Source organism: Oceanobacillus sp. HCA-5259, assembly GCF_037892815.1.
In the GTDB taxonomy this organism is placed as follows: Bacteria; Bacillota; Bacilli; order Bacillales; family Amphibacillaceae; genus Oceanobacillus; species Oceanobacillus indicireducens.
The window spans coordinates 38,292-55,593 of sequence record NZ_JBBKBV010000013.1 but is presented as its reverse complement, the minus strand read 5'-3'; the positions used below and the strand labels follow the sequence as shown (position 1 = coordinate 55,593).

Annotated in this window: 17 protein-coding genes; 1 reads left to right on the top strand and 16 read right to left on the bottom strand. The window is 34.5% G+C overall.

Annotation, left to right across the window (positions count from 1 at the left end; translation table 11 throughout):
- Positions 1 to 35 precede the first annotated feature (35 nt).
- The 8 genes from WKU33_RS09520 to WKU33_RS09485 all read right to left on the bottom strand — a co-directional run bounded on the left by WKU33_RS09520 (position 36) and on the right by WKU33_RS09485 (position 8,995).
- Entirely contained in the window at positions 36 to 1,190 is a 1,155-nt protein-coding gene (locus WKU33_RS09520; protein WP_156854509.1) for an SIS domain-containing protein, read from the bottom strand.
- A gap of 102 nt (positions 1,191 to 1,292) precedes the next feature.
- A complete protein-coding gene (locus tag WKU33_RS09515; RefSeq protein WP_232334289.1) occupies positions 1,293 to 2,012 on the bottom strand; it encodes a GntR family transcriptional regulator in 720 nt (239 codons plus the stop codon).
- Between the two features lie 396 nt (positions 2,013 to 2,408).
- Complete coding sequence (locus tag WKU33_RS09510; protein ID WP_156854505.1) at positions 2,409 to 3,404, bottom strand: LacI family DNA-binding transcriptional regulator; 996 nt, start codon at positions 3,402 to 3,404, stop codon at positions 2,409 to 2,411.
- A gap of 226 nt (positions 3,405 to 3,630) precedes the next feature.
- Positions 3,631 to 4,896, bottom strand: coding sequence for a Gfo/Idh/MocA family protein (locus WKU33_RS09505; protein ID WP_156854503.1), 1,266 nt, complete (start codon positions 4,894 to 4,896; stop codon positions 3,631 to 3,633).
- 49 nt (positions 4,897 to 4,945) lie between these two features.
- Positions 4,946 to 5,707: a carbohydrate ABC transporter permease gene (locus WKU33_RS09500; RefSeq protein ID WP_156854540.1), complete on the bottom strand. Its 762-nt coding sequence runs from the start codon at positions 5,705 to 5,707 to the stop codon at positions 4,946 to 4,948.
- Between the two features lie 83 nt (positions 5,708 to 5,790).
- Entirely contained in the window at positions 5,791 to 6,711 is a 921-nt protein-coding gene (locus tag WKU33_RS09495) for a carbohydrate ABC transporter permease (RefSeq protein ID WP_340454284.1), read from the bottom strand.
- A 43-nt stretch (positions 6,712 to 6,754) separates the two neighbouring features.
- Positions 6,755 to 8,005, bottom strand: coding sequence for an ABC transporter substrate-binding protein (locus WKU33_RS09490; protein ID WP_340454282.1), 1,251 nt, complete (start codon positions 8,003 to 8,005; stop codon positions 6,755 to 6,757).
- 78 nt (positions 8,006 to 8,083) lie between these two features.
- The gene (locus WKU33_RS09485) at positions 8,084 to 8,995 is read right to left on the bottom strand and encodes an ROK family protein (RefSeq protein WP_156854497.1); all 912 of its coding nucleotides are present in this window, start codon (positions 8,993 to 8,995) and stop codon (positions 8,084 to 8,086) included.
- A 451-nt stretch (positions 8,996 to 9,446) separates the two neighbouring features.
- Between WKU33_RS09485 and WKU33_RS09480 the strand changes: the two genes are divergently transcribed.
- Positions 9,447 to 9,575 carry a hypothetical protein gene (locus tag WKU33_RS09480; protein WP_255454321.1) on the top strand — a complete coding sequence of 43 codons (129 nt, stop codon included), beginning with the start codon at positions 9,447 to 9,449 and terminating at the stop codon, positions 9,573 to 9,575.
- Between the two features lie 84 nt (positions 9,576 to 9,659).
- On the opposite strand, the gene WKU33_RS09475 is transcribed toward WKU33_RS09480, so the two are convergent.
- From WKU33_RS09475 to WKU33_RS09440, 8 genes are all read right to left on the bottom strand, one after another.
- Positions 9,660 to 11,009 (bottom strand): amidohydrolase family protein, encoded by a 1,350-nt coding sequence (locus WKU33_RS09475; RefSeq protein WP_156854495.1) that lies wholly within the window; start codon positions 11,007 to 11,009, stop codon positions 9,660 to 9,662.
- Between the two features lie 3 nt (positions 11,010 to 11,012).
- On the bottom strand, positions 11,013 to 11,966 hold the full coding sequence (locus WKU33_RS09470) for a nucleoside hydrolase (protein WP_340454279.1): 954 nt from the start codon (positions 11,964 to 11,966) through the stop codon (positions 11,013 to 11,015).
- Positions 11,967 to 11,999: 33 nt separating this feature from the next.
- Positions 12,000 to 12,611 carry an ECF transporter S component gene (locus WKU33_RS09465; RefSeq protein ID WP_156854491.1) on the bottom strand — a complete coding sequence of 204 codons (612 nt, stop codon included), beginning with the start codon at positions 12,609 to 12,611 and terminating at the stop codon, positions 12,000 to 12,002.
- Positions 12,612 to 12,659: 48 nt separating this feature from the next.
- Positions 12,660 to 13,592 carry a ribokinase gene (gene rbsK / locus WKU33_RS09460; protein WP_156854489.1) on the bottom strand — a complete coding sequence of 311 codons (933 nt, stop codon included), beginning with the start codon at positions 13,590 to 13,592 and terminating at the stop codon, positions 12,660 to 12,662.
- Positions 13,589 to 14,413: an energy-coupling factor ABC transporter ATP-binding protein gene (locus WKU33_RS09455; protein ID WP_156854487.1), complete on the bottom strand. Its 825-nt coding sequence runs from the start codon at positions 14,411 to 14,413 to the stop codon at positions 13,589 to 13,591. Before WKU33_RS09455 ends, rbsK begins: the two co-directional genes overlap by 4 nt.
- 3 nt (positions 14,414 to 14,416) lie before the next feature.
- Positions 14,417 to 15,268 (bottom strand): energy-coupling factor ABC transporter ATP-binding protein, encoded by an 852-nt coding sequence (locus WKU33_RS09450; RefSeq protein WP_156854485.1) that lies wholly within the window; start codon positions 15,266 to 15,268, stop codon positions 14,417 to 14,419.
- Positions 15,259 to 16,014, bottom strand: a complete 756-nt coding sequence (locus WKU33_RS09445; RefSeq protein WP_340454274.1) for an energy-coupling factor transporter transmembrane component T — start codon at positions 16,012 to 16,014, stop codon at positions 15,259 to 15,261. Before WKU33_RS09445 ends, WKU33_RS09450 begins: the two co-directional genes overlap by 10 nt.
- A gap of 62 nt (positions 16,015 to 16,076) precedes the next feature.
- The gene (locus WKU33_RS09440; RefSeq protein ID WP_156854481.1) at positions 16,077 to 17,051 is read right to left on the bottom strand and encodes a LacI family DNA-binding transcriptional regulator; all 975 of its coding nucleotides are present in this window, start codon (positions 17,049 to 17,051) and stop codon (positions 16,077 to 16,079) included.
- Positions 17,052 to 17,302: the final 251 nt, after the last annotated feature.

Genomic DNA, 17,302 nt, shown 5'->3' with positions numbered 1-17,302 from the left:
AAACTTTTGACTGTCTATCTTTATAATTTCATTTACTATTTTTCGTAAATTGTTACTCCCTTAACTACTCGGTTAACCAATCCATCTGGACTAGGATTATCCGGTGTAATCCCTAACTGAATAGACTTTTTAAGGGATAATACTTGTGCGAAGATAACATAAAGTAATGCTAGTGAAAAATCATTTGTAAATTTGTCACTGGTTTCATTTACTGAAATAGTCCAGTCAGCTAACTTTTCTACTTCTTCATCTTTTGATTCAGTAAGTGCTACTACTTTAACTTTTCCGTCCGTAACTAATTCTTGTAAAATATCAAAATCATATTTGCGGGTGTAAGGATCAGATGACATAAATAAAGTCACTACTGATTTATCCGTTAAAATTGATTTTGGACCATGTCGGAATCCTAGAGATGATTCATGAATGGCAACAACTTTACCCGCTGTTAATTCAAGCATTTTTAGCGCAGCTTCATGAGCTAATTGACCAAGAGAACCAGAACCAAGATAAACAATTCTATCGAAATCAAAATCTATAATCTGTTCAACTGTAGCGGTAACATGATTAACAAAGTTTTCGGCATTTCCTACAACCTTGGAATCAAACTCTTCATTAGCAAATAGGATATATGCAGCAATCATCATACTAGTATAACTACTTGTCATCGCAAATCCTCGATCATGAGCTTCTTCTGGAGTAAGAATAACTAGGCTGTTAGCATTATTTTTACTGTTCTGAGCTAATTGTCCATCTTTATTACAAGTAATATTTACCTGATAGAAGTCCTTAACTATTTGTTCCCCTAGCTTAACTGCTGCCATACTTTCTGGACTGTTACCTGAACGCGCAAAAGATACTAGAATAGTAGGAAATTCTTTAAATAAAAATTGCTCTGGATTAGAAACGATATCCGTTGTGGCAATAGCCTCAAAAAGAATCCTCTCTTTATGTTGATCCCTTAAAATCGGAACCAACGTATCTCCAGCAAAAGCCGAAGTTCCTGCTCCTGTAAAAATCACTCGAACTTGCCCATGCTTATCATAAATGGATTGAACAAATCCTCTTAGTTCATCCTTTCTTTCTGTCAAACTTTCAACAAATCCCTTCCAAACAACAGGTTGTTGATAAATTTCTTTCGAAGTGTGAGCCGCTTTCAATTCATGTAATGCTTCTTCATTTAAATTAAACAAGAAATACCATCCTCTCTTATCTTTGGTTATGTCATCATAACCATTTTGATATTAAGTAAACTCTATTAATGTAAACATAGAAATTAGAGATTAATAGAGTTTTTAATCATTTAATTCAACTGTGTAGGCGAATTTATCGCCTCGAGCAACACTAACCGTGTACTCAATTAGCTTATCATTAAAATAAGCATATCGTTTTAATAGGATAGCAGCTTGATTTTTTTTAGTATTTAATAGTTTGGCTTCCTTTTCTCTTATTAAAGTAGCTGAAAATGTTTCAACTGCCCTAGAGACGACAATCTGGTAATTTTCCTTAAAAACATCATACATCGGTTGTTCAACTAAATCAGTTGCTGTAAGATCCGGAAAATGTTTTTTAGGAAGGTAAGTGGTTTCATACATTAACGGTTCATCATCAGCCAAACGTAGCCGAGTAACTTGGAACACTTCCTCATTTGTCTCTAAATTCAACTGATTTGCTAAATGCTCTTCTATTTCGATTTCCGAAAATGATAGTACCTTAGTAGATGGTTCTTTTCCCATCTTTTTCATTTCTTCTGTAAAACTATAGAGATTAACAAGGTTTTGGTTATAGGTTTTCGATGCTACAAAAGTTCCTTTACCATGAAGTTTATAGATATAACCTTCACGCTCAAGCTCCTGCAAAGCTTGTCTAACAGTAATTCTGCTTAGGCCATAGATATCACACAGTTCGCGTTCAGGTGGTAGCTTTTGTTCAACATGATATACCTTGTTTTCAATTTTCTTTATGATTTCCTCCATTAATTGTAAATATAATGGAACCTTACTTGTTTTATCCACTTTATCAGTTGTCACCTCCAGCGTGGTCATTACCACTTAAATCAAGTATAAAACACAAAAACACAAATGTAAAGGTTCCCTTTATATTTTTTCTAACTCACTTATAATCATATTCTAGCAAAAAATGTTGAACGTAGTTGTTTTTCTATTTCAAGCACTTGTTTCTACATTTATTAATTCACTTTACAACAAAGTGGTCATTACCAATTGTTAAATATTAAAAAGGGCCGCAAAATGCAAGTGCGACCTAGCCCTAGAATCTTAGTATTAAATATTTTTCCCAATTAGGAACCCTTAAGATAAGTCTCATAGGTTTGTAATTATTGTCGGCTCTTCACTATTGACAGTTATATGGGATTTTAGATTAAACATTAAATAGCGTGGGGGATTATTTTCTTATTTCATAAGGACACTTTTTCGGATTACTAGCTTAGTAGATATAAATATTTTTTTAGCAATAGTTCTCCCCTCTAATCGTTCCATCAAAGTATTTACAGCTGTTTCACCCATTAATTCTGTATATACTTTTACAGTACTTAAAGGTGGATACATGTATTTAGATACAGATATATCATTAATACCAATAATACTTACCCTCTCAGGAATTTTTATATTTCCCTCATGGAGTGCTCTTAAACTACCAATTGCCATTACATCACTACTAACAAAAAAAGCAGTTGGTAGATTTTCTCCTAACTCTTCGATTGCCTTTTTCATTAATTCATATCCTTCATCTACAGAAAAGTCACTTATATACACGAACTCATCCTTAAACAATTTCTTTTCTTTCATATAATTTATAAATGTTTTTTCTCGTAAATCCAATAAAGGCTTACTCTCTCCCTGTAGTATTTCTCTACCCCCAACAAAGCCAATATTTTTATGTCCGGTTTCTATAAAGAAATCAATAATTTTTTTTGTTGCCCTCACAAAATCAATAACTACTGAATCATATTTTTCCTCATCCGGACAATAATCTACAAATAATATATTTTGATTAATACCAATCATTTCTGTAATCTGTTGACCACTGAATTTACCAACGGCAATAATGCCTTCAATATCCATCGGGTTAATTTCATTCAGATTGTCAAAAAAGTATAACACAGGCTCTATATTAATTTCCTTGCACCTATGTTCAATACCTAATCGAATAGACAAATAATATAAGTCATTTAATTCCTCTGTCTCTGTATACCAGTGTATGATGGCAATCTTCTTCCCACTATGTTTCTTTATAGGCTTTTTTCTATAGGAAAGATCCTCTGCAATTTCAAATATCCTTCTTTTTGTTTCATCAGTAACGGATAGTGTTTTATCGTAATTTAGAACCCTAGATACAGTTGCAGGTGACACGTTAGCTTTTTTCGCTATATCCTTTATCGTCGCCACAATATATAGCTCCTCAAAATTTTTTTCAGTTCTTCAGTACTAGACAGTGAAAAGCTCATACCGGGATATTCAAAAAACAACCCAATATAGCAATTTATTCATATACGTAAATCTATTTTCTCCAGCGAAACCCACATTTAACCATAACTCAAATAATTCGTTTAAAGTAAGAATACCTGAGTTTGAAGATGATTGATTGGCCTCTTACCATTATAGGAATTTTTACTCACTGTCCAGTTTTAGCAAGACTATCATAATACTCGTTTAGATTAACAGAGCGACCCTTTTGCAATCTAGATTCCTCTGCAGCAAATGCCATAAGATGACTTCTTAACGAATCACTAGCTGATGATTTACTTTCATGTTGTTCCTTATCAATATCCTTTAAAAAGGTGCGAACAATGGCTCTATCACCACCACCATGGCCGCCAACCGGTTTGTCGAACTTAACGATTGATTCATGTCTAGTAAGAAAATCAAAGATAGAAATGCTATTTTCCTCCATATTTCCTCGAATCTCACCTTTTGTTCCCATGATTTGAACGATTCTAGTTTGTTCGCGGGTAAATCCTGACATACTAAATGTGGCAGTGGCACCACTCTCAAATTCCATGTTCACAACTTGGTGGTCAACAACGTTATTATCCAATTGATATACACATTTTCCATAGTTAGTAGTATGAAGAGCATTTATAATCCCTTCATTAGAGTCATCTTCCGTAAATTTTCTTGCCCATCCTCGACCTTCACCTAAATAATAACGACCAGCATGGAATGGACATTCTAATTCAGCAGGACAACCATCTAAGCATCTTTCAGGTGCACCAATAGGAGCATTCTCTTTTTTGAAATGCATTAAGGAACCGTAAGAACTGATACGCTCACATTTCTCTCCTAACACATAACTAATGATATCCATGTCATGACAAGATTTCTGTAAAATCATCGGGCTGGATAATTCTTTATTACGCCAGTTCCCACGTACAAAACTATGGGACATATGCATAATCTCCACATTTTCATTTAACTGAATTGATGCAATATCCCCTATCATTCCTTCATCAATTACCTTCTTTATAGTGGACCAAAATTCTGTATATCGTAAAACATGACAAATCGTTAACTGACGATTATATTTTTTAGCAGCCCGCTCCATCTCAACACACTCTAATGGTTCTGGGGACATGGGTTTCTCTAATAATACGTGATACCCTAATTCTAATGCTTTCATCGTTGGTTTAAAATGTTCTTGGTCCATTGTACAAATAATCGCGATATCTGCCAGCTTATCTTTTTCTAATAAGTTATCCCAATTTGAAAAGGAATTTTCAGGTGAGATTAGATGTGATTGACACACCCTCTCCCTCCTCTCCTTATTAGGTTCTGCGACAGCTACAATTTTCAATTCATTAGGATAGTCTAACGCATAAGGAGCATATGCTCTTGCGCCACGATCTCCAGCCCCAATAATAACTGCAGTTTTTGGTTGCATACATACATCTCCTCAGTTTCGTAGATTTAATTTAATAAGGTGGGATATTTTATCCCTTCCTACCACTTAAAGCAATACCTTCTACAAATGACTTTTGGAAGAAAATAAATATGACGATTAATGGCCAAGATGCCAAGAATGTACCTGCCATCAATAAAGGATAGTTCGTACTATATTGCCCCTGTAATGATGCTAATCCTGCAGATAATGGCATTTTTTCTGGTGAACTATTAACAATTAGCGGCCATAAGAAATCATTCCAAGCCCAAAGTACAGTGAATATTGCTAAGGCAATTAAGCCTGGTTTAGCAAGTGGAAGCATGATTTTCCAATAAATTTGAAAGTGATTACATCCATCTAACTTTGCCGCTTCTTCTAATTCATCTGGTATTGTCATGAAAAATTGTCTTAATAAAAACGTACCAAACGCACTAAATAATCCGGGTAGCACTAACGCCGTTAAAGTGTTTAGCAATCCTAAATTTGCAATAATTTGATACTGCGGTATTAGGAAAGCTTGCGGTGGTATCATTAAAACCGAAAGATACAGTATAAAGAAAAAGTTTCTACCTGGAAATTTAATTCTAGCAAACGCATATGCCGCTAACGAGCATAAAAATAGTTGTCCTACTGTTTTTAATACCGTTGTAATAAATGTATTCCAGTAGAATCCCGCAAACGGAAACGAATCAAATATCTCTTTATAATTTCCCCATTGTGCAACATCAGGGAATATTTTAGGAGGAACTAACGATGCTTCTCCTACCGTTTTCAAGGAGGTTAAGATCATCCATAGAAACGGTCCGACCATCACCGCAGCTCCCAAAATTAAAATAAGGTGTATAATTAGTTTTCTACTACGATTATTAATCTCCAATTTGTATCACCTTTTTTCTATTCATAGTGGACCCACTTATTTTGTAATCTAAACTGAATAATAGTAAGTACCAATATGAGGATAAATAGAACCATTGCTATTGCTGCAGCATATCCTTTCTCACCAATAACAAAAGCGTAATGATAGAACAAGTAAATAACAGATTGAGCATTATCAATAGCAGGGTTGGTTGGACTAATCATCATGAAAATAACATCAAACACCTGGAATGCCGAAATAAAGGAAATAACCGCCACAAAGAAAATAGTTGGACTTAATAGTGGAACTGTAATACGAAAAAAGGTGTATAGAGGTCCTGCACCATCAAGTGATGCCGCTTCATATAGTGATTTAGGTATCCCTTGTAATCCAGATAATAAAATTACCATATTCGTTCCAATGGAAGTCCAAACACCAACTATAATAATTGAAATTAATACCCAATTTGGATCTGTTAACCAATCAGGTCCATTGATGGAGAACTTGGATAACATGTGATTGATAATACCGTAATCAGAGTTATACAACCACATCCAAATCATACCGATTGCAGCTGGCATTGTAACTACAGGTAAGAAATATAATGTTCTATAAAATGTTAATCCCTTTATTTTTTGATTTAACAACACGGCAACTACAATAGATACAGCTATACTGAGTGGAACCATAGTAAAAGCATAAATTATCGTATTTTTAAAGGTCTGCCATACTTCTGGGTCATTTACCGTCTCTTTATAATTATCTATGCCTGTCCAAGAATAATTACCAAAGTCTCCCCAGTCATTAAAACTATAGAATAATGTTTGAAAAACTGGAAGTATATAAAAGATTAATAACCCTATCAAGGTTGGGGCAATGAATAGGTACCCCCAAAATATGTCTTTGCTATGCTTACTACTTATTTTCGAAGTATGTCGCTTGCTTTTTTTGTCCTTCAACTATAATCACCTCTAGTAAGTTCAGCAATTATGCATAGATTTCCTATTCATTCGCCAAAATTCTTTCCATCTCCTCATTTATAATCTCACTTGCTTCTTCAACAGTAAGTTGTCCGGTCCATGCCTTTGCAATATTATCTTGAATAATTGTTGCCCACTTTGAAGTATCCTTAGAAACTGGATAAGGTTCAGAAACCTCGGCCATATCTAAAAATGCTTGAAGATTAAACTCAGGTGTTGCCTCAACCCATGCTTTTTGTGTGCCTTCATAAGCCGGTATAATGCCTGCTTCAGCTTGCATAGTTGCTGCTTTTTCAGAACTTAAAAATTTGACAAATTTCCATGCAGCGTCCTTATTATCTGAATTTGATGCGATAACATTCCCTAGACCGTGAATAACATTCGAACGTTTATTCATTATCGGAAGAACTGTAACATCTACGTTTTCTAATGTATATTCGTTAGATTTAAACTGTGGAATCATATAGGACGCTTGGAACATCATAGCTACCTTCCCGGACTCAAACATACTAGTTGCAGTAGTTGTTTCCATTTGGGCATGTGTTGGTGATACTCCATGCACATGAATTAAATCATGATATAACTGCAATCCTTCAATAGTTTTTGGATCATCGAAACCGGATTCTTTTTTATCCTCCGAAATAATAAAACCATCATTTGCTAGAATAGTATTATAATAAGATGCTTGAGCGTCCTGAATATATGCAGCGATACCATGGACACCCTTCTCTTCATCAGTTAGCGCCTTTGCTGCTTCTAATAAGTCATCCCATGTCCAAGTATCATTTGGGTATTCAAGATCAGCTTCATCAAAGAGTGCTTTATTATACCAAAGTCCAATAGTATCATAGTCTTTTGGAAGAGCATATGACTTGCCATCATACTGATACAAACCAAGCAATCCTTCTGGATAAGGAGCTAAATCTACTGAATCTTCCTTAATCCTTTCATCAATAGGCTCAATCATATTATTTGAAGCATATTTAACAAAGTTCGGTCCGTTCATCCAGAATACGTCGGGTAGTCCATCCCCTGTAGCTGCGGCATCCAACTTCGTAAAATATTGATCATATGGCGTTAATTCTAAGTTTACTTTAATATCTGGATACTCCTTATTAAATTCTTCTACAAGATCCTTTAGCATTTGTTCCTGATTCTTATCCCAATAAGCATATTTTATCGTGGCATTATCCCCATCTTCACTTGAGTTAGAAGAACATGCTGCTAAGACTCCTAATATTAATACACTTAAAACCAGTAAAGCTTTCTTCATAAAATTCATCCCCTAATCATAATAGTAATTTTTTAAACAACAAATGAAACTAGATAATAACTAGTGATAATCTATTTTTCATTTATTTTTACTAGACAAAGCCAAGAGACCTGCTCCAATAGCACCGGAATCCCCTTTATAATTACTTAAAGTTATGAAGTTTAAACTTTCTAGTTGTTCTGGGATTAAGTAATTCTTTAATTCTTCTTTTACTAAATCTAGTAAAACCGGATTATTAATTACGACACCACCCCCTAAAACGATATATTGAGGGTCTAATAAACAAATAATAGAATAGAGTCCTTGTGCTAAGGCTTGGATTACCTCCTGCAAAAGTACCTCTGAACTTGAATCCTGCTTATAATATTTTTCAAAGAACGTATTAATTGCAAGATTCGGTTGTCCATAATGATTACTAATTAGCTTCTGAATTGCAGGACCTGATGCCGTTTCTTCTATTGTTACCCATTCTTTTTTAGATGCAGTTGATCTTATGGGTAATAACCCAATTTCACCTGAAAAACCATTTCCCCTAACGAATTTGCCATTATCTATGATGGAACATGCGATACCAGTGCTAATAGTTACATAGACAAATGTATCCTCTCTTGCTGAATGATGGGCTCTGTATTCAGCAAAGGTAGCCACTCGAACATCATTGTCAATCACAATATTTTCTAACGGAATCTCTTCTTTAAGCCGATCAACAATTGGGAAGTTCCTCCAATTTATATTACTTTGATAAATAGCTACCCCCTTTTTTCTATCTACCTTTCCGGGGATACCTACTCCCATTCCAATGATTTTATCAAAAGTAATAGTTGATTTACTAACAACCTGATTAATACAAGCTAAAACCCTGGAAAACATCAGTTCCTGATCATGAGGTTCACTTAATACCTCGTGTCTATTATGGATGACACCACTCTGATCAATAATCACTGCAGCAACTTTTGTACCCCCTATATCTACCCCTAATGAGTAACTCATTTCCACCCCTCCATGTTTGCGCTTCCAAAATTATTGATTGATAATTAACTAAATAATGATAAATCTTTTAGTAAAGAATTTACTGATTAGTCAATATCATATCATTCAGATAATATATTGTCTAGTAAGAAGATATGTTCAATAAATGCTTTTCTAAAAAAATCTATGCAACAATGTTCAACTTTACTTCCAGAATTGGAAATGTTAGTACTCTCTTTGGGTTCAGTCAGTTTTTTGGAACCATTAAATTTTGTGGAAATTATACATGTTGAGGTAACGAAAATTGTTCAACCTACTCCAATTGTAACTCCTTATTTTCTCAACATGATCCCCGGGTAATATTGTTTCGCGAACAAGTTTGATGATTTATGATTCATTCAATTAGTCGGAACATATTCCTCATGATGAAAAAGGATTGTATCTTTTTTGTTGTTTTTACAGGGGCCTTTTTATGCCGCAAGACGGAATCCAACAGAAACCAGGTGAGGATGATTTGACACTTACAAATATGGGGGTGATGGCTTACCAATTAACAAAATATATTATCGAAATAATCTTGGTGGTTTTGATAAGCTATTAATTTAGAGGGAACAACAAGTAGAACACTAAAATGCATCTTTTTTAGGGGTTTTTACCTGTTGCTCCCGCGTCTCATAGTCAGATTTTACATACGTTCCGCTATTCCAGCTTTTTGAATAGTAGATTCCATTCTTAGCTTACTTTCATACATAATACGTTCTTCGTCCAATGTAAGAATCTCTCTATCTTTCATAACAATTTTCCCGTTGATTATAACATCTTCTACATCTTTGCTAGTTGCAGATTCAACAATCGTACCAATAAGATTGTTGGTAGGTGTTATATGTGGTTGATCAATATCAATTAGGGTTAAATCAGCTTTATTACCAACAGATAATTCCCCTTTTACCTTTTCAAACTGTAATGCTTTTGCTCCCCCAACGGTAATCATTTTAATTAGTTCTACTGCTGGTAAAACGACTGGATCAAAAACTGGCAATCCCCAGTAAGCATGAAGCCCTGAACGAAACACTCTAATTTCATCAAATAAACTTAAATTAGACGAAGAAGCGCCATCACTTCCGATTCCAATTGGCATGTCCATTTGAATCATCCTAGGTGTTTTCGGAAAACCGTGTGATGAAAAGTTTACTCTTGGACAGTGTACAACTTTTACATTTCTTTCATTTAAAATTTCCAATTCATTTTCCGAATAAATAACATTATGTGCTGTTAGTAAATTTGGCCCGAGAGCCCCCAAGGAATCTAAAAATTCAACTGGTCGCATTTTATAGTTCTCTAAACAATATCTTACCTCATCCCGATGTTCAGCAAGATGGGCATGTAATCCTGTATTATATTTTTTAGCTAGTTCAGCAGCTTGCTTGATTAATTCCGGGGAACACGACATAACTTGTCTAATCCCAAACCAAATATGAATGCGGTCATCTCCAGCACCGTTATATTCTTTATAAAGGTCTTCAATATCCTCAAGTATTGTCTCTGGCGGCTGTTTCATAGAATCGGGCAGGAAGTCACCAGTATCTATAGAAGACTTTGTAATCGCAGCTCGCATTCCTGATTCAATAGCTGCTTCTGCAACTTTATGCATATGAACACCACCAGCATCGGCAAAAGCAGTGGTACCAGATTTTATCATTTCTAAACAACTCATTTGAGCACTAATATAAACATCTTCCTCATTTAAATTCCCTTCAAATGGAACCAATATACGAGACCAAATCATTGGGTATTCATCCATTGTTCGCCCTTTTAATAATTGCTGGCAAGTATGCGTATGAGCATCAATTAGACCAGGCATACAAAGTTTCCCTTTCCCATTAATGATACTTTTGGGGGTGTATTTCTCTTTTATACGTGATACATCACCCACTTCAATAATCTCTGTTTGGTCTATGGCTATAGATTGATTTTTAATAATCTCAAAATCCGAGTTTATATAGCTACAGTTTTCTATTAAAAGATTGATCTCCAATTTTTACACCCTTTCTGAAGTGTCTATAGACAGCATATGATTTACTTTAGTAAAGAAATCTTCCATAAATGCGTTTGAATCAACTTGTAAACAAACAGAGACATTAGGCTTTTCCTCTTCGGCTATGTTTAAATCCTCGACCGTTCTTCCTAGAGCCTCTTCACTTAAATCTACTTCAATACGCATAGGTACAGTTTGTACAAGTTCAGGATATAAACCTACCCCAACTGCTAATGGGTCGTGTAGCGCACATCCCTTTAAGTGAGGGTGCATTTCCCCATACGCATCTAAGTAATATTGGGCGAATTTTGTGAAAAATCTCGCTGACGGGGTTCCCAATTGTTTCCATTTTTCTATGTTGTCTTGAGTTAATAATGTTTTTCTTGTAACATCAAGGCCAACTAAAGTGATAGGAAGATTAGATTTAAATACAAAATCTGCTGATTCAGGGTCTATTAGTATATTCGCTTCTGCAAATTTACTGACATTTCCAGGTGTAGCAACTGCGCCACCCATTGTAACAATCTTTCCTATAGAATGCATAATTTCAGGTGCACGATTGACTGCTCTAGCTAAATTAGTTAAAGGTCCAGTAGTAATAATGGTTAAATCACGATTATATTTTTTAGTACTATCAATTATAAATTCAACTGCTTCTAATGTGCTTTTTTCTATTTTTTCAACATGACCTAATGTATTTCCAAGACCATCGTTCCCATGAATTCTACCGTTATAAACTCGGATTCTTTTTTCTGGAGTGGTAGCGCCTTCATAAACAGGCACATCTTTATTTAAAACTTTTAGTATATATTTCGTGTTTCTACATGTATATTCCACTGGAGCCATACCATAAGTAGTAGTGATTCCCAATATTTCAATATTAGGCTGTGCAACAGCATATGATATGGCTAGAGCATCATCTATTCCAGTATCTACATCTAAAATAACCTTTTTCATTTAATCACCTCAAATATTTTTTTGGCAGTCTGCTTAAGATACATACTTATTTCTTTTTTCCTTTATAAAACTGTCTCCATAATTCATTTTAGATAGGTATCGATCAGACATTTTCTTAACAATAAAATAAGCAATTAATATAGATAAAATCTTATCAACACTGTTTATTAAAATAGAACTAGAGAAAACAGAAGTCCAAATATCCTGCGTGGAAGCTAAGAAAACACCGGTAACCGTATCAATTGATTTACCTGTAGCTCCTCCGAAAACCATAACAGAAATTGGAGAACCTACAACTACGGCTGTTAACGTAATCACCACACCTGAAACAATAGTCGTCCACAATCTCTTAAACATACCAAACCTAGATAAATATCCAATGATTAACCCGATTGATATCGATACCGGCGCAAAAAATAAACTTGTAGGGTTCGTAAGAGATGTTATCAGGTTTGTAGCCAAACCAGTTGTAGCTCCTACCCAAGGACCAGCAATCATTGCTACTACTACAGTTCCAATTACATCGAAATGAATTGGTAGCTTTAATAACTGTACTATCTGGCTACTTACAAAGTTAAGCGCAACACCTACCGGAATTAATAAAATAGCTAGTAACGTAAAATCTTGCATCAAACCTCTTTTCAAAACTTGTTCCTCCTCATTTTTTAATTTGTTTTACATTTAATCGTATTATTAATTAAAGTTATTTTCTTCTACTGCATTGTAAAATTCCTCAAATTCCTTTCTGGTAGGAATAGCTGATTGTACACCGCGTCTTGTTACTGCTATAGCAGAAGCTTTTATTGCAAATTCAATTGCCTCTATATCATTTAAGTCCTCCGATTTTGCAACAGTGTATGCTCCGATAAATGTATCACCAGCACCGGTTGTATCGATTGCAGAAACCTTTAGAGAAGGGATATGTTTGTATACGGAATTACTCGCAAAAACTGCTCCTTTATCTCCTAGCGTGATAATAATCTTTTCAATGCCTTTATTAAGCAAATAGTTAACCTTGCTAATCAATTCATGTTCTTCATTAATATTATTTTCACTTAGATATTCTAGTTCAACCTCATTTACAATAAGTGTATGAACTCCACTTATCACTTTATCATTTATATATCTAGCCGGAGCCGCGTTTAAAATTACTTTACATCCATTTAAATCCGATGCTATATCTATCACGTATTCTAAAATCTCCTCTTTAATCTCTTGCTGTAATAATAAATAAGAACTACCTTTCAAAACGGGAATACAAGCATTAATATCCTCTTTTGTTATTTCCTCATTTGCGCCAGGTACATAGGTTATTGTATTATCACCTTTATGGTTTACATTGATAAATGTTCTCCCAGTTTCACCCTCCTTTTTTATTCTTTGTGTTTTAACGCCTTGTTTATTTAAATTCTCTATTAATAAATCACCATATTTGTCCTTCCCTACTTTTCCCACCATTTCGACACATCCTCCCAATTTTGCTGCTGCAATAGCTTGATTAGCTCCTTTGCCACCGGAAGATATATGAAAATCCGATGCTCGTATGGTCTCACCAACTTTGGGAAAGTCAAAAACACTTGAGACAAAATCTATATTCAAACTTCCTACAACCGTAATTTTCTTCATACAATAGCTCCTTCTTTTTTATAACTAAAAACATAATCAACAAACTCATCAATTGATAAAATATTATTCCCTATATTCATGTCATTTGCTAATTCACTAATATAAGGTTGTTTAATATTGGACTGTTCAATCACACTTTTATCCCAAAAAATCTCTTTTTTATTTTTATCTGCAATGATTTTCTTGTTTGCCATTACGATAATACGTTCAAAATTGTTGACTACAAATTCCATATCATGAGTGATGGTAATAACGGTTTTCTTTTTTTCATGCAAATGGTCAATTAATTTAGATATTTGCACCATGCCAACATGATCTTGTCCGGCAGTCGGCTCATCTAAAATCACAATATCTACATCCATTACTAAGACACAAGCAATCGTCACAAATTTTCTAGTTGAGAAAGGTAAATTATAAGGATTCTCATCGAGGAACTCACCAATTCCGACTAACTCTGCAACCTTGTGGACTCTACTTGAAATTTCATCTTCTGAAAGTCCCATTGTTCTAGGTCCATAAGCAATCTCACTATATACGTCACTATGGAAAAGCTGATCATCAGGGTTCTGAAAAACATAACCGGCGTGTCTGGATATCTGTGCAGTCGTATAATCTTTCGTGTTTAATCCATCTATCACTACATCTCCTATTGTCGGTTTCAGTAGTCCATTCATCATCTTAACAGCAGTAGTTTTCCCCGCTCCATTTTGACCGATAATGGCTAATTTTTCTCCCTTGTCTATCGTTACGGAAACTTTTTCAACAGCTGTAAATCCATTTGGATAGATAAAACTTACATCCTTTATTTGAATTAAACTCACCGTTTATATACCTCCCCATTTTCTAATCTCAATTTCTGCCTGTATCTTATTTATGGGAATTTGAGAAAAACTTGGATCTCTTTTATTCATTTCTATACCTAATAAAGCGTATTGAGGAAGACCTGCATCATATTCGAGTACTTTTGGCATCGACAGGACATCAGCCGTTTTTCCATCTAACATAATTTCGCCATTATTCATAACAAAAACATAGTCTGAGTGCTCTGCAATTAATTCAAGCTTATGTTCCACCAAAATGATAGTTTTTCCCTGTTCTTTTAAAAGTTTAATAATCTCAAAAATATCTTTTGTTCCCTTTGGGTCAAGCTGAGAAGTTGGTTCATCAATTACTAAAATATCTGGATTCATTACAATAACAGCAGCAAAAGCCACTCTCTGTTTTTGCCCACCTGACAGCTCGTATGGATTTTTGTCTACCAAATCACTTATTCCTAATAAATCAATGATCTGTTCTACTCTTTTTTTTATTTCATAAATTTCGATCCCCAGGTTTTCTAAACCATAAGCAATTTCATCAAATACGGTATCTTTTACCCCACTTATTTGCGTAAATGGATTTTGGAAGATAAATCCAACCTTACTAGCTAAATCACTCATACTCCATTCTCGAATATCTTTCCCTTCAATTAGAAGTTCTCCATTCAGTTCACCTCTATGGAAATGAGGGATAAACCCGCGAATGACATTACATAAGGTCGTTTTCCCAGCCCCATTCTTCCCTATAAAGGAATAAAGTTCACCTCGTTGAATTGAAAAGTTTATATTCTTTAGAGTAGATTGACCATCATTAATTGGATATTTATAATTTATATTTTTAGCACGTATCAGTTCCAAATCAGTATCCTCCCCGCAGCTAGAAAAATGATGAATATAATTACTAGAATTTGAATCGACATATCTATCTTTGTTTTATGAAGTTCGTGAAGACTCGTCTTCTTCCCTTTTGTTGAGAATGCTCTAGTTTCTAATGTAATTGCTCTTTCTTCTGTATTAGCAATAGAACTTAACACTAGTGGACCTAAGACAGGTACAAATGCTTTTGTTCTAGTTAGAAGTGAACCTTCAGTCTCTACCCCTCTTGCCTTTTGAGCGTCCATAATAACTTTAGATCGTTTACTAATTTCAGGTATAAATTGAAAAGTAGCGAGGATAGCATAAGAAAATTTAGGTGACATTCCTATCTTTTCAAGTGCTTGACTAATATCTCGGATAGAAGTAATTCTAAAAAATAAAAGAAAAGCAGATGTAATTGCTACTATTCTAGAAGTCAGAGTGAGACTGAGCATAACTCCCTCCTCTTTAATTGAAATAATCCCCCAACTCCAAAGTACCTCCTCTCCAGGAGCAATAACCGATTGTATAATAAAGATGAATAGAACTAGTAACAATAAACCTTTAATTATTAAATTTAGAAATTGCTTTGCTACTCCTGCGTTTAAAGCAATTACAATACATAAAGGTAACATCATATAAGCATAGAGATAACTAGGTACTAAAAAGATTGAAATAGTAACAAATAGGGGTAGCATAAATTTAGTTGATGGATATAAATTAAGAATAAAATTTCCCTTATTTGGCAAGATATTTACCTCCTTCTTGGATTGTAACGGGTTACATTTTTGGGTTTCCTTTATAAGAATACTTAACCACTAGTTGTATTCCTTCTAACATAATTTATTGGCATACATATGGACCTTTGATTAACATGTTTCTTGTTTGCTAGATCTAATAATAGTTTTGTAGCCTCTTTACCTAATTCATATATTGGTTGCTCTATAGTACTTAGAGAAGGGCTTATTAATTCTCCAATATCAATCCCATCAAAACCAATTATTTGCAAGTCGTCTGGAATGCTCATTCCTCTTAACATCGCTTCTTTTACCAAAGCAACACCGATTTGGTCATTTCCAACAAATACTGAGTCTATCTCAGGATTTTCATCTAAGAGTTGTCCAGCGGTTATAAAAGAACGCTTAAAATCAAATTCACCTTCATATGTTATAGCTGTGATTCCTTTCTTTTTAAGAAAATCACGAAACCCCCTTGATCTTTCTTTAGCAGTTATAAGATTAGTTGGTCCACTAATTTCACCGAACACTTTCCCTCCATTTTCAAAAAGAGTTTGAGCTGCTAATTTCCCCCCTTCATAATTATCTACATAAACACAAGGTATCTCTTTATCCATACTTCTATCCAACGCAACAACAGGCAGATGAAATCTTTTAAAATTATCGCTATTACCAGATATAGTAGTAACAAGCAATCCGTCTACATGGTTTTGGGATAAAGTCTCAATATAATCTTTTTCCTTTTCCTTATTCCCGTCCGAATTACATAAAATAACTCTATATCCATACTGTCTAGCGGTATCTTCTACAGCTCTTGCAACTTGAGGAAAAAAAGGGTTACTTATGTCGGGAATAATTAACCCTATACTATATGATTGCTTCTTAAAAAGCGTCTTAGCAACTGCATTCGGTTTATAATTTAATTCATTAATTGCTTGTAAAACTCTTTCTTTCGTTGCAGGCTTTACTTTATTAGAATTATTAAGTACTCTGGAAACCGTTGCAACTGACACACCAGAGTATTTAGAAACATCTTTAATCGTTGCCATCTCCGCCTCCTTTAATAGGTCGATATACCCTTTTGAATTTATACCAAGTTTATCTCCTCCCAAATGAATATTCCTCCGAGGTCTAGGTCTAGTAGTTTAATGATTTTCGGGTAAATGTATTTATGCAATTGATAACTTCTGCAATGTCCTGGTCAGAGTATGCGTGAAATCGTTTCTTTATAAAGTATCCGAACAGTCCATTATGACGTGCACCACCTGCAAAATAGACTCTTCTGACTATTTGATAATCA